At 57.3% G+C, this 13629-nt stretch carries 11 protein-coding genes and 4 tRNA genes; 13 read left to right on the top strand and 2 right to left on the bottom strand.

Annotated elements, in window-relative coordinates; genetic code table 11:
• The first annotated feature begins 47 nt into the window (after positions 1–47).
• Together LIS66_RS17020 and LIS66_RS17015 are read left to right on the top strand one after the other, a co-directional pair.
• Positions 48–254 (top strand): DUF6021 family protein, encoded by a 207-nt coding sequence (locus tag LIS66_RS17020; protein WP_042609163.1) that lies wholly within the window; start codon positions 48–50, stop codon positions 252–254.
• A gap of 12 nt (positions 255–266) precedes the next feature.
• On the top strand, positions 267–473 hold the full coding sequence (locus LIS66_RS17015) for a hypothetical protein (RefSeq protein ID WP_042609164.1): 207 nt from the start codon (positions 267–269) through the stop codon (positions 471–473).
• A gap of 58 nt (positions 474–531) precedes the next feature.
• Here the strand turns inward: LIS66_RS17015 and pbpG are convergent, their stop codons facing one another.
• The gene (gene pbpG / locus LIS66_RS17010; protein ID WP_042609165.1) at positions 532–1470 is read right to left on the bottom strand and encodes a D-alanyl-D-alanine endopeptidase; all 939 of its coding nucleotides are present in this window, start codon (positions 1468–1470) and stop codon (positions 532–534) included.
• 231 nt (positions 1471–1701) lie between these two features.
• Complete coding sequence (gene folD, locus LIS66_RS17005; protein ID WP_227972636.1) at positions 1702–2556, bottom strand: bifunctional methylenetetrahydrofolate dehydrogenase/methenyltetrahydrofolate cyclohydrolase FolD; 855 nt, start codon at positions 2554–2556, stop codon at positions 1702–1704.
• Between the two features lie 275 nt (positions 2557–2831).
• On the opposite strand from folD, the gene LIS66_RS17000 reads away from it, so the two are divergent.
• The 11 genes from LIS66_RS17000 to LIS66_RS16950 all read left to right on the top strand — a co-directional run bounded on the left by LIS66_RS17000 (position 2832) and on the right by LIS66_RS16950 (position 13447).
• Positions 2832–2908: transfer RNA gene (locus tag LIS66_RS17000), tRNA-Arg, on the top strand.
• Between the two features lie 32 nt (positions 2909–2940).
• A tRNA-His gene (locus LIS66_RS16995) sits at positions 2941–3016 on the top strand.
• A gap of 57 nt (positions 3017–3073) precedes the next feature.
• A tRNA-Leu gene (locus LIS66_RS16990) sits at positions 3074–3158 on the top strand.
• A gap of 77 nt (positions 3159–3235) precedes the next feature.
• Positions 3236–3311 (top strand) — tRNA-His (locus tag LIS66_RS16985).
• A 400-nt stretch (positions 3312–3711) separates the two neighbouring features.
• Positions 3712–5022 carry a trigger factor gene (gene tig / locus LIS66_RS16980; protein ID WP_042609166.1) on the top strand — a complete coding sequence of 437 codons (1311 nt, stop codon included), beginning with the start codon at positions 3712–3714 and terminating at the stop codon, positions 5020–5022.
• A 92-nt stretch (positions 5023–5114) separates the two neighbouring features.
• Positions 5115–5750, top strand: coding sequence for an ATP-dependent Clp endopeptidase proteolytic subunit ClpP (clpP, locus tag LIS66_RS16975; protein WP_016775336.1), 636 nt, complete (start codon positions 5115–5117; stop codon positions 5748–5750).
• Between the two features lie 112 nt (positions 5751–5862).
• Positions 5863–7146, top strand: a complete 1284-nt coding sequence (clpX, locus tag LIS66_RS16970; RefSeq protein WP_007951558.1) for an ATP-dependent Clp protease ATP-binding subunit ClpX — start codon at positions 5863–5865, stop codon at positions 7144–7146.
• A 163-nt stretch (positions 7147–7309) separates the two neighbouring features.
• A complete protein-coding gene (gene lon / locus LIS66_RS16965) occupies positions 7310–9706 on the top strand; it encodes an endopeptidase La (protein WP_016775334.1) in 2397 nt (798 codons plus the stop codon).
• Between the two features lie 149 nt (positions 9707–9855).
• Positions 9856–10128, top strand: coding sequence for an HU family DNA-binding protein (locus LIS66_RS16960; protein ID WP_003183171.1), 273 nt, complete (start codon positions 9856–9858; stop codon positions 10126–10128).
• Between the two features lie 227 nt (positions 10129–10355).
• A complete protein-coding gene (locus LIS66_RS16955) occupies positions 10356–12227 on the top strand; it encodes a SurA N-terminal domain-containing protein (protein ID WP_227972635.1) in 1872 nt (623 codons plus the stop codon).
• Between the two features lie 383 nt (positions 12228–12610).
• Positions 12611–13447, top strand: coding sequence for a DUF2242 domain-containing protein (locus LIS66_RS16950; protein ID WP_227972634.1), 837 nt, complete (start codon positions 12611–12613; stop codon positions 13445–13447).
• Positions 13448–13629 lie beyond the last annotated feature (182 nt).

The raw sequence follows: 13629 nt of genomic DNA, 5'->3' as shown, positions 1-13629 counted from the left end.
CTCTGAAGATCAGTACCCGTGCTTCGCGGGTGAATCAAGGAGGCAACATGGCAGATTCCTCAACCCCGAAAGGCCCGCATTCGTCCGATCACTCCTCGGGTGATGATCTGGGATTCGATCCGGATTCGCCGGACCTTGACGATCCGCAAGTCGATCCGGTCGGTCCGGCCAAGGCGCCGCTGGATGTCGAGCCTGGTGAAGATCCGAAGAAACCGGCCAAGCCCTACGATCCGATGGCCGATCTGAAACCTTGATGCGAGGTGCGTATGAGTACCGATTCAAGCTTCGACGATCACAAACCTGACAGCGTCCCGACCACGCCGGAGCCAGACGTTGATCCGGTGCTGGATCCGGGCAGTCCGATGCGCGATCCACTGGCGCGGCCCAATGTGCTGACGCCCGACGTTTCGCCAGAGCCGAGCTCGGGCGATGGCATCCCCGATGACGACAAGATGCCGCTGCCCAACGACTGAAAAAGCAGCAGACGAAAAAAAGCCCCGAAAACTCGGGGCTTTTTCATGCTCGCAGGATCTACTTTGCCGCTTCGACCACGCCACTCTGACGACTCTTGAGGTTTTTGTCGGCCTTGTATTGCTGGGCTACCGCAGGAACATTCGCGCTGCGCCCGGTCTCCACCCAGCTGCGGATACGGCTGGCATCGGCAAAATGCGTGTACTTGCCAAACGCATCGAGAATCACCAGGGCGACCGGGCGATTGCCCATCTTCGTCACCAGCACCAGGCAATGGCCGGCCGGATTGGTGAAGCCGGTCTTGGTGATCTTGATGTCCCAATCGGCCTTGTTGACCAGATGATCGGTATTGCGAAAGCCCAGGGTGTAGTTGGGCTTGCGGAACGCCACGGTTTTTTCCTTGGTGGTGGTCAACTGCACGAGTAATGGCTGCTTGTGTGCAGCTACCAGCAATTTGCTCAGGTCGCGGGCAGTGGAGACGTTGCGTTCCGACAGGCCGGTCGGCTCGACGAAGTGTGTGCTGGTCATGCCCAGCGCCTTGGCCTTGGCGTTCATCGCCGCAATAAAAGCTGCATAGCCGCCCGGGTAGTGATGCGCAAGGCTGGCGGCAGCACGGTTTTCCGAAGACATCAACGCGATCAGCAGCATCTCGCGGCGCGGCAGCTCACTTTTGAGTTTGACCCGGGAGAACACACCCTTCATTTCCGGCGTGTTCCTGATATCGACATCGATCCATTCGTCCATGTTCTGTCGAGCTTCTACCACCACCAGGCCGGTCATCAGCTTGCTGACAGAGGCGATCGGCACGATCACGTCAGGGTTGCTGGAATAAATGACTTTATTGGTCTGCATATCCATGAGCAGGGCGCTGCCGGACGCAATCTTCAGGGTCGAAGCGTCGCGCGGGACAGCGGTGGTTTCCGCAGCGTTGATCGTTGGCGTGATGAATGTGCCTGTGACAGCAAAAAACAGGCTCAGAATCGAGAGACGAATTTTCACGCGGGCGAACTCATAAGGGTTGGATATTCCGTTAGTTTGTAACGGGTTATTTCTTAAAACCGGCGCATTTTAGGAGTATGGCTGAAGAACTGTCGATGGTTGTTTGAGAGACCTGAAAATCTCGTGAAAAGGCCTGTAAAAAGAGCGGTTTCCGGCGAACGGTTGAAGTTTTTTCTCAGGCATGAAAAACCCCGCACAAGGCGGGGTTCCGATACGGTGGAAAAAAACCGCTCAGGCGTGCAGGGTTTCTGCCGCGTACAGGGTGTTTTCCAGCAGGCAGGCGCGAGTCATCGGGCCGACGCCACCCGGTACCGGGGTGATCCAGCCGGCGCGGGGCAGGGCGGTTTCGTAGACGACGTCACCGACCAGCTTGCCGTCGTCCTGACGGTTGATGCCGACGTCGATCACGATCGCGCCTTCCTTGATCCACTCGCCCTTGACCAGGCCCGGCTTGCCGGCGGCAACGACCACCAGATCGGCTCGGCCGACGTGACCGGCCAGATCCTTGGTGAAGCGATGGGTCACGGTGACGGTGCAGCCGGCCAGCAGCAGTTCCATGGCCATCGGGCGACCGACGATATTGGAGGCGCCGACGACTACAGCGTCCATCCCGTAAAGGTCAGCACCGGTGCTTTCGAGCAGGGTCATGATGCCTTTCGGGGTGCACGGGCGCAGCAGCGGAATGCGCTGGGCCAGACGACCGACGTTGTAGGGGTGGAAACCGTCGACGTCTTTGTCCGGGCGGATGCGTTCCAGCAATTTGGACGCATCGAGGTGGTCGGGCAGAGGCAGCTGCAGGAGAACGCCGTCGATGGCCGGGTCGTCATTGAGACGATCGATCAGGTCGGTCAGGGCGTCCTGAGTGGTGTCGGAGGGCAGGTCGTAGGCTTGAGAGAGGAAGCCAACCTCTTCACAGTCTTTACGCTTGTGCGAGACATAAACCTGAGAGGCAGGATCGCTGCCGACCAGGATCACCGCGAGGCCGGGGGTGCGCAGGCCTTGCTGGCGACGCTCGGCAACTCGTTGGGCGATCTGCTGGCGCAGGCTGGCGGCGATCGATTTGCCGTCGATTAGTTGTGCAGTCATTGCGCGTGATTAACCATCGAGAGGGGAAAAAATGAGAACGCATTCTCGCATGTCGAGCGGTGAGGGCAAAGGCGCTTGGTCAGCAAATTCCTCTAACTCCTTTAATTAAATGAATTTTTTTCAAAAAGGATTTGACGACCTTTGGAGCCCTCTATACTATTCGTCGCACTTGTCGGGCACAGCCTAGCACTGGTTAAGAAGGTGAAGCGGAATCAAGGTTCTGCGACACTGGAAAGCACTTAGTTTGTAGTCCTTTAAGAGTACAGATTAACAAGGCGCCCGTAGCTCAGCTGGATAGAGCATCCGCCTTCTAAGCGGATGGTCGCAGGTTCGAGTCCTGCCGGGTGCGCCATTAGGCAGCTTTGGCACAAGTAACGCGATATGGTGGGCGTAGCTCAGTTGGTAGAGCACGGGATTGTGACTCCCGTTGTCGTGGGTTCGATCCCCATCGTCCACCCCATATTTCGAAAGGCGCCAGATTTAACGGTCTGGCGCCTTTGCTTTAAAAGCTTCATCCGCGGATGTGGTGGAATTGGTAGACACACTGGATTTAGGTTCCAGCGCCGCGAGGCGTAAGAGTTCGAGTCTCTTCATCCGCACCAAATAAAGCTTCATTTGTGCTTCGGGCCTGATGAGGTTTCGACAAAGAAGTTGTTTGGCTTTTTTGTTACGCAATATGGTGGGCGTAGCTCAGTTGGTAGAGCACGGGATTGTGACTCCCGTTGTCGTGGGTTCGATCCCCATCGTCCACCCCATATTTCGAAAGGCGCCAGATTTAACAGTCTGGCGCCTTTTTTGTTTTAGTGGTTCTGAAATCCGGTTATGGCCGGATTCAGGCCGCAGGGCAGGGCACTTCATCGAATTTACAGGTTCCGATGGGGCTGAGCTGCTCGCTGTTCCGGTCATTGCCGGTATAGCTGTCAGGGCCAATTGATTGTCCTTCTATATATAGAAGGGTTGATGCAGAGCCCTGAAGTGATCGCTTGTATTCGCCTGTGGAGTGCGCGGCATTCGTGCGGCGCTCCCTATAAATTGCCTGCTGTTTTTTTACCCGTTTCCAGTAGGGTGACTTCTTGAGTTTGACCCACTAGAATGCATGCCCTTGATTCTGGGGTCGGAAACGGCCGGCTAACGTCTGTGCAACGAGGAATATCCATGCAAGTTTCTGTTGAAAATACTACTGCTCTCGAGCGCCGCATGAGCGTCACCGTGCCGGCAGAGCGCATCGAGACTCAGGTCAACAAGCGTCTGCAGCAGACTGCCCAAAAGGCCAAAATTGCTGGCTTCCGTCCAGGCAAAGTGCCAATGAGCGAAATCAAGCGCCGTTTCGGTGCTGACGCGCGCCAGGAAGCGGTAGGCGACGTGATCCAGTCTTCGTTCTACGAAGCTGTGGTCGAGCAGAAGCTGAACCCAGCCGGTTCGCCTTCGATCGAGCCAAAATCCCTCGAAGCGGGCAAGGACCTGGAATACGTGGCCGTATTCGAAGTGTTCCCTGAGTTCACCGTTGCCGGTTTCGAAGGCATCACCGTTGAGCGCCTGAGCGCTGAAGTGGCTGACGCTGACCTGGACAAGATGCTGGACATCCTGCGCAAGCAGAACACCCGTTTTGAAGTGGCCGATCGTGCCGCCCAGAACGAAGATCAGTTGAACATCGATTTCGTTGGCAAGGTCGACGGCGAAGTGTTCGCTGGCGGTTCCGCCAAGGGCACTCAGCTGGTACTGGGTTCCGGCCGCATGATCCCGGGCTTCGAAGAAGGCCTGGTCGGCGCTAAAGCTGGTGAAGAGCGCGTTCTGAACCTGACCTTCCCTGAGGACTATCAGAACCTCGACCTCGCTGGCAAAGCGGCCGAGTTCACCGTGACCGTCAACACTGTGTCCGAGCCTAAGCTGCCTGAGCTGAACGAAGAGTTCTTCGCTCAATTCGGCATCAAGGAAAGCGGCATCGACGGTTTCCGCACCGAAGTTCGCAAGAACATGGAGCGTGAACTGCGTCAGGCGATCAAGTCCAAGGTCAAGAATCAGGTCATGGACGGTCTGCTGGCCACCAACCCGATCGAAGTGCCAAAGGCCCTGCTGTCCAACGAAGTTGACCGTCTGCGCGTGCAGGCTGTTCAGCAGTTCGGTGGCAACATCAAGCCAGACCAACTGCCGGCCGAGCTGTTCGAAGAGCAAGCCAAGCGTCGCGTCGTGCTGGGCCTGATCGTCGCTGAAGTGGTCAAGCAGTTCGATCTGAAGCCTGACGAAGCTCGCGTTCGCGAAATGATTCAGGAAATGGCTTCCGCTTACCAGGAGCCAGAGCAGGTCGTGTCGTGGTACTACAAAAACGAGCAGCAACTGAACGAAGTGCGTTCGGTTGTGCTGGAAGAACAAGTTGTGGATACTGTTCTGCAGAAAGCTAGTGTGACCGACAAATCGGTCTCCTACGAAGAAGCAGTCAAGCCGGTAGAAGCTCCAGCAGCCGACTGATTGATTTTGCGTTAGAAGTGCACACCATAAGCCAGCTCTCGAGCTGGCTTATGCGTATTCAAGACATAACTATTTGGGAGCGACTGCAGAGCATGTTCCGTAATTCTTATATTCAGCAGAACTCTGATATCCAGGCCGCCGGCGGCCTGGTCCCGATGGTTGTCGAGCAGTCCGCTCGTGGCGAACGCGCCTACGACATCTACTCGCGCCTGCTCAAGGAGCGAGTGATCTTTCTGGTGGGCCCGGTAGAGGACTACATGGCCAACCTGATCTGTGCGCAACTGCTGTTCCTTGAAGCGGAAAACCCGGACAAGGACATCCATCTGTACATCAACTCGCCGGGCGGTTCGGTGACTGCAGGCATGTCGATCTACGACACCATGCAGTTCATCAAGCCGAACGTATCGACCACCTGCATCGGTCAGGCCTGCAGCATGGGCGCATTCCTGCTCACCGCAGGTGCTCCGGGCAAGCGTTTCTGCCTGCCGAACTCGCGCGTGATGATTCACCAGCCACTGGGTGGTTTCCAGGGCCAGGCGTCGGACATCGAAATCCACGCCAAGGAAATCCTCTTCATCCGCGAGCGTCTGAACATGCTGATGGCCAAGCACAGCGGCCGTACTCTGGAAGAAATCGAGCGCGACACCAATCGCGACAACTTCATGAGTGCCGAAGCTGCGAAGGAATACGGCCTGATCGATGAAGTGATCAACCAGCGTCCAGCTTAATATAAGCAGCGCAAAACAGGCCTGATCGGCATGTCCGATCAGCGGCGGGCTTGAAAAAGCCCGCAATAGCCTTCATCTTGTGTTGCAAGCCTATCGGATTTGGATCGAACGAATGACTGACACCCGCAACGGCGAGGACAACGGCAAGCTGCTCTATTGCTCCTTCTGTGGCAAAAGCCAGCATGAAGTGCGCAAATTGATTGCCGGCCCCTCGGTCTTTATCTGCGACGAGTGCGTCGACCTGTGCAATGACATCATCCGCGAGGAGGTGCAGGAAGCACAGGCCGAAAGCAGCGCGCATAAATTGCCTTCGCCTAAAGAAATCAGCGGCATCCTTGACCAGTACGTCATTGGTCAGGAGCGTGCGAAAAAGGTTTTGGCCGTAGCGGTGTACAACCACTACAAGCGCCTGAACCAGCGTGACAAAAAGGCTGACGACGTCGAACTCGGCAAGAGCAACATCCTGCTGATCGGCCCGACCGGCTCTGGTAAAACCCTGCTGGCCGAAACGCTGGCCCGCTTGCTGAACGTTCCGTTCACCATCGCCGACGCAACCACCCTCACCGAGGCCGGTTACGTGGGTGAAGATGTCGAGAACATCATTCAGAAGCTGCTGCAGAAGTGCGATTACGACGTAGAGAAAGCCCAGATGGGTATTGTCTACATCGACGAAATCGACAAGATTTCCCGCAAGTCCGACAACCCGTCGATCACCCGTGATGTTTCCGGTGAAGGCGTGCAGCAGGCCTTGCTCAAGTTGATCGAAGGCACGGTCGCCTCGGTACCGCCGCAAGGTGGCCGCAAGCATCCGCAGCAGGAGTTCCTGCAGGTCGACACCCGTAACATCCTGTTCATCTGCGGTGGTGCGTTCTCAGGCCTGGAAAAGGTCATTCAGAACCGTTCCACCAAAGGCGGCATCGGCTTCAACGCCGAAGTGCGCAGCAAGGAAGAAGGCAAGAAAGTCGGTGAATCCCTGCGTGAAGTCGAGCCTGACGATCTGGTCAAGTTCGGTCTGATCCCGGAGTTCGTCGGTCGTCTGCCGGTCCTGGCGACACTGGACGAGCTCGACGAGGCTGCGCTGATGCAGATCCTCACCGAGCCGAAAAATGCTCTGACCAAACAGTATGCCAAGCTGTTCGAGATGGAAGGCGTGGACCTGGAATTCCGTTCCGACGCGCTGAAATCGGTCGCCAAGCGTGCCCTGGAACGTAAAACCGGTGCTCGTGGCCTGCGTTCGATTCTCGAAGGTGTGCTGCTCGACACGATGTATGAGATCCCCTCGCAGTCCGAGGTGAGCAAGGTCGTGATCGATGAAAGCGTGATCGAAGGCAAGTCCAAGCCACTGTATATCTACGAAAACAGTGAGCCGGCGGCCAAGGCAGCGCCGGACGCGTAAGCGTCCACCGCGCCGCAACAAAGAAGGGGCCTTCGGGCCTCTTTTTTTTTAAGTCGTTTTTTACCTCCGCTTTACGCTTGTTTTTTTTCGAGGCAGCCCCCATCTTGGTTTCAAGCTCAATTCCATCTGATTACGGCCATATGGCCGCCGTAGAGGCGAAATCATGAAGACAACCATCGAATTGCCTCTCCTGCCATTGCGTGATGTCGTGGTTTATCCGCACATGGTTATCCCGCTGTTCGTGGGGCGCGAGAAATCCATCGAAGCCCTCGAGGCCGCGATGACGGGTGACAAGCAGATTCTGCTGCTGGCCCAGCGAAACCCGGCTGACGATGATCCCGGTGAAGACGCTCTCTATCGCGTAGGTACGATTGCTACCGTTCTGCAGCTGCTGAAGCTGCCTGATGGCACGGTCAAGGTTCTGGTCGAAGGCGAGCAGCGTGGTACCGTCGAACGCTTCAGCGAAGTCGATGGCCACTGCCGCGCCGAAGTCTCTTTGATCGAAGAAGTCGATGCCGCCGAGCGCGAGTCGGAAGTCTTCGTGCGCACGTTGCTGTCGCAGTTCGAACAATATGTGCAGCTGGGCAAGAAGGTCCCGGCTGAAGTCCTGTCATCCCTCAACAGCATCGATGAGCCGGGTCGCCTGGTCGATACCATGGCCGCGCACATGGCGCTGAAAATCGAGCAGAAGCAGGAAATCCTCGAGATCATCGATCTGTCGGCCCGTGTCGAGCACGTGCTGGCGCTGCTGGACGCCGAAATCGACCTGCTGCAGGTTGAGAAACGCATTCGCGGTCGCGTCAAAAAGCAAATGGAGCGGAGCCAGCGCGAGTACTACCTGAATGAGCAGATGAAGGCCATTCAGAAAGAGCTCGGCGATGGTGACGAAGGCCACAACGAAATCGAAGAGCTGAAAAAGCGCATCGATGCTGCCGGCCTGCCGAAAGACGCACTGGCCAAAGCCACCGCCGAGCTGAACAAGCTCAAGCAAATGTCGCCGATGTCGGCTGAAGCCACCGTGGTGCGCTCGTACATCGACTGGCTGGTGCAGGTGCCGTGGAAGGCGCAGAGCAAGGTACGCCTCGATCTGGCCCGTGCTGAAGATATTCTCGACGCCGATCACTACGGTCTTGAAGAGGTCAAGGAACGCATCCTTGAATACCTCGCCGTGCAAAAGCGCGTGAAGAAAATCCGTGGCCCGGTGTTGTGCCTGGTCGGGCCTCCAGGTGTGGGTAAAACCTCGCTGGCGGAGTCGATCGCCCACGCCACCAATCGCAAATTCGTGCGCATGGCCCTCGGCGGTGTGCGTGATGAAGCGGAAATTCGTGGTCATCGCCGGACCTACATCGGTTCGATGCCGGGAAGATTGATTCAAAAAATGACAAAGGTGGGCGTTCGTAACCCGCTGTTCCTGCTCGATGAAATCGACAAGATGGGCAGCGACATGCGTGGCGACCCGGCGTCTGCGTTGCTGGAAGTGCTCGATCCCGAGCAAAACCACAACTTCAACGATCACTATCTGGAAGTCGACTACGACCTGTCCGATGTGATGTTCCTGTGCACCTCGAACTCGATGAACATCCCGCCAGCGCTGCTGGACCGGATGGAAGTCATCCGTCTGCCGGGTTACACCGAAGACGAGAAGATCAACATCGCCGTGAAATACCTGTCGCCAAAACAGATCGCCGCCAATGGTCTGAAGAAGGGCGAGCTGGAGTTCGACGAGGAAGCGATCCGCGACATCATCCGTTACTACACTCGTGAAGCGGGCGTGCGTGGCCTTGAGCGGCAGATTGCCAAGGTCTGCCGCAAGGCGGTCAAAGAGCATGCGCTGGAAAAACGTTTCTCGGTAAAAGTGACAGCTGATCTGCTTGAGCATTTCCTGGGCGTGCGTAAATTCCGCTACGGTCTGGCCGAGCAACAGGATCAGGTGGGGCAGGTGACTGGCCTGGCATGGACTCAGGTTGGCGGCGAATTGCTGACGATCGAAGCCGCTGTGATTCCGGGCAAAGGCCAGCTGATCAAGACCGGTTCGCTCGGTGATGTAATGGTCGAATCGATCACTGCCGCGCAGACCGTGGTCCGCAGCCGCGCCAAGAGCCTGGGCATTCCACTGGACTTCCACGAGAAGCGCGACACCCACATTCACATGCCGGAAGGGGCGACGCCGAAAGACGGTCCTAGCGCTGGCGTCGGTATGTGCACGGCGCTGGTCTCGGCATTGACCGGTATTCCGGTGCGCGCCGACGTCGCCATGACCGGTGAGATCACCTTGCGTGGGCAGGTGCTGGCGATTGGCGGCCTGAAAGAAAAACTGCTGGCGGCGCATCGCGGCGGAATCAAGATTGTGATTATTCCGGAAGAAAACGTCCGCGATCTGAAGGAGATTCCTGACAATATCAAGCAGGATCTGCAGATCAAACCGGTTAAATGGATTGACGAGGTCCTGCAAATTGCGCTGCAATACGCGCCGGAGCCCTTGCCGGATGTGGCTCCAGAGATAGTTGCCAAGGACGAAAAACGCGAGTCTGATGCCAAGGAAAGAATTAGCACGCATTAATACGTTTTAGCCTGGGGGGCTTTCCTTGACAGCTTTTTAGAGCCCTTGTTATAAAGCGGCTCTTAAGTGTCTGTAGGCCATTCAGCACTCGTTTTTGCTTTCACCAAAAAACTTAGAAACATCTCAAAATAGATATAAGGGGACTTAGAGTGAACAAGTCGGAACTGATTGATGCTATCGCTGCATCCGCTGATATCCCGAAAGCTGCTGCTGGCCGTGCGCTGGACGCTGTAATCGAATCCGTCACTGGCGCTCTGAAGGCTGGCGACTCCGTTGTTCTGGTTGGTTTCGGTACTTTCTCCGTGACTGACCGTCCGGCTCGTACCGGTCGCAACCCGCAAACCGGCAAGACTCTGGAAATCCCGGCTGCCAAGAAGCCAGGTTTCAAAGCCGGTAAAGCACTGAAAGAAGCTGTTAACTGAGTTTTCAGGTTTTTACCCATCCGGGTCGGGGTCAAGCCTGACTTGGCAGCGGAGCGGTAGAGCAGGTGGCTGGAACAGGCACCTGTAACGCCGGGATCGAGGGTTCGAGCCCTGTCCGCTCCGCCAGTTACGAGAAGGCGCATCCTCGGATGCGCCTTTCTTCTATCCGGATTCTACCCACGCTCCACGGTTGCCTAAATTGAAGTTCAACCGTTTCTGGGGGACGCATGCTGCAGAATATCAGGGACAATTCACAAGGCTGGATTGCCAAGACCATTATCGGGGTCATCGTTGCACTGATGGCCCTGACCGGTTTCGACGCCATTTTCCAGGCCACGACTCACAAGAACGAGGCGGCCAAGGTCAACGGTGACGAAATCAGCCAGAACGAGCTGAGCCAGGCCGTTGACATGCAACGCCGTCAGCTGATGCAACAGCTGGGCAAGGACTTCGATGCTTCCTTGCTCGACGAAAAAATGCTGCGCGAATCGGCTCTCAAAGGCCTGATCGACCGCAAGCTGCTGCTGCAAGGCGCCGAACAGGCGAAGTTCTCTTTCTCCGAAGCCGCGCTGGATCAGGTGATCCTGCAGACGCCTGAATTCCAGGTCGATGGCAAGTTCAGCTCCGAGCGTTTCGACCAGGTAATCCGCCAACTGGGTTACAGCCGCATGCAGTTCCGCCAGATGCTGGCTCAGGAAATGCTGATCGGCCAGTTGCGCGCAGGCGTTGCCGGCAGCGGTTTCGTCACCGACGCCGAAGTGCTGGCATTCGCCCGTCTGGAAAAACAGACCCGCGATTTCGCCACTCTGAACGTTAAGGCCGACCCGGCTGCGGTCAAGCTGACCGACGACGAGGTCAAGGCTTACTACGACGAGCACGCCAAGGAATTCATGACGCCGGATCAGGTGATCATCGATTACGTCGAGCTGAAGAAGTCGTCGTTCTTCGATCAGGTCGCGGTCAAGGATGAAGACCTTGAGGCGGCGTATCAGAAAGAAATCGCCAACCTGTCGGAACAGCGTCGTGCCGCTCACATCCTCATTGAAGTGAACGACAAGACCACCGAGGCGCAGGCCAAAGCGAAGATCGATGAAGTCCAGGCGCGTCTGGCCAAGGGCGAGAAGTTCGAAGCGCTGGCCAAGGAGTTCTCGCAGGATCCGGGTTCTGCCAACAACGGTGGTGACCTCGGTTATGCCGGTCCTGGCGTTTATGACCCGGCTTTCGAAAAAGCCCTGTACTCCTTGTCGAAAGACCAGGTGTCGGAGCCGATTCGTACTGACTTCGGTTTCCACCTGATCAAGCTGCTGGGCGTGGAAGCGCCTGAAGTGCCGACCCTCGCTAGCTTGAAAGACAAGCTGACCCGCGAGCTGAAAGCCGCTCAGGTCGAGCAGCGTTTCGTTGAAGCGACCAAGCAGCTGGAAGACTCGGCGTTCGAAGCCTCTGACCTAGCTCAGCCAGCAGCGGACCTGAAACTGACCGTACACACCTCCAAGCCGTTTGGCCGTGAAGGTGGCGAAGGTGTTGCGGCCAACCGTGCCGTGGTCACTGCCGCGTTCAGCCCCGAAGTGATTGATGAAGGTGCCAACAGCACCGCCATCGAACTGGACCCGGAAACGGTGATCGTGCTGCGTGCCAAGGAACACCTGAAGCCTGCGCAATTGCCCCTGGAAAGCGTGAGCGCGGCGATCCGCACTCAGTTGACCAAGGAGCACGCCAGTGCCGAGGCCAAGACCCGTGCCGAGAAGCTGATTGCTGATCTGCGTGACGGCAAGGCGCCGCTGGACAAGGCGGTTGACGGTCAGAACTGGAAAACCACTGAAGCGGCCACCCGTGGTCAGGAAGGGGTTGATCCGGCTGTGCTGCAGGCGTTGTTCCGGATGCCGAAGCCGGCTGCCAAGGACAAGCCGACGTTCACCAGCGTTACGTTGCCGGACGGTAGTCTGATGATCGTGCGTCTGAATGGCGTCAATGAAGCGGCTGCGCCGACGGATGAGGAGAAGGCGCAATATCGTCGCTTCCTCGCTTCCCGTGAGGGGCAGCAGGACTTTGCGGCTTATCGCAAGCAATTGGAAGCTGAGGCGAAGATCGAGCGGTTCTGATCTTTTGCCTGAGGTGGATTGAGGAAGCCCCGGCCTGGTTGGTCGGGGCTTTTTCGTTTTTGGGCCGGTGGTTTTTGGGCCGGTCGTGCGCTTGGGGGGGGTGGTTCTGTGGGAGCGAGCCTGCTCGCGAAGGCGGCTTGACGGCCGACCTGTTTCTTCAGATGTACACTTTCCCCGGCATGCGCGGCAGTTCTGGGTAGTGTGGCCGTCGAGTCGCCGGGCCACGGCGGATTGCACACGCTGGCAGATCATTTGTCGGCGCGGCTTTTTCCTTGCGGCCATGACCGGTAGAGTTGTAACCGATTCTTGACACTATTCCATGCGCCATGGGGCGGCGATCTGTTGCACAATACGCCCCGGACTGTTTTCCCTCAGGATGTTCAATGTTGATTTCCACTCCCATGCGTGTTGTCGGGCTGGCGCTTTTGTTGACTGCGGTGGCCGGTTGTTCGAAGGACAAGCCGATCTATGAGCATGAGAACTTCGATGACTCCGGCACCTTTTCGCGCAATTACCCGGTGACCGATACCGCCAGTTGCGAAGCGGCGCGGCGTGCGTTGCTCAGTCAGGGCTACATCATTACCAGCAGTGATCCGAAGCTGGTCAGCGGTCACAAGAGTTTCCAGCAGACCGGCGAGACGCACCTGGAGATCAGCTTCAACGTGGTCTGTGCCGAAGACGGCAGCGCCGGGCATCACGCTACGGTGTTCGCCAACGCCCTGCAGGACCGTTACGCGCTGAAGAAGACCAACAACTCGGCCAGCCTCGGGGTTGGCGTGTTGGGTTCGGTATCGATGCCGATCGGTTCTTCAGACGACTCGATGGTCAAGGTCGCCAGCGAGACGGTCACTGCGCAGAAGTTCTACGAGCGTTTCTTCACCTTGGTGGAGCAGTTCCTCCCCGCCGATGCGAAGAAGGCTGCGCACATCGAAGAAAAACCGAAAACCGATCTCGGCGTGCCAGAGCCCAAGGCGACGCCTGCACCCGCTGCTGCGCCATTGGTGCCAGCACCTGCAGCGGAACCGGCGCCTGCGCCGGTTGAAACCGCGCCAGTGAGCTCCGAGCCAGTGGTGCCGCCAGCTGAGTCGACGCCGATCACACCAGCGCCTGCGCCCGCGCAGGAGCCAGCGCCGGCCAGCGAAACCATCACGCCACCGACCAACCCGGATATTCCACCGCCGTCCGAGCCGATCCCGGCGATGCCTGCGTCGGGCCAATAACCCCGCGTTTCAAACTGTAGGAGTGAGCCTGCTCGCGATGACGGTTTATCAGTCACTTCATCAATGACTGATACACCGCTATCGCGAGCAGGCTCACTCCTACATTGTTTTGGGGTGGCTTAAGATCTCGTTACATAGCTGCCATACCATTGCGCGATAAATCTCCAATCACCTGCTACGTT

It is taken from the genome of Pseudomonas sp. HN2 (genome assembly GCF_020736465.1).
Taxonomy (GTDB): Bacteria; Pseudomonadota; Gammaproteobacteria; order Pseudomonadales; family Pseudomonadaceae; genus Aquipseudomonas; species Aquipseudomonas moraviensis_A.
Note: the sequence above shows the minus strand (reverse complement) of the source record. Positions and strands in the feature narration are given on the sequence as shown.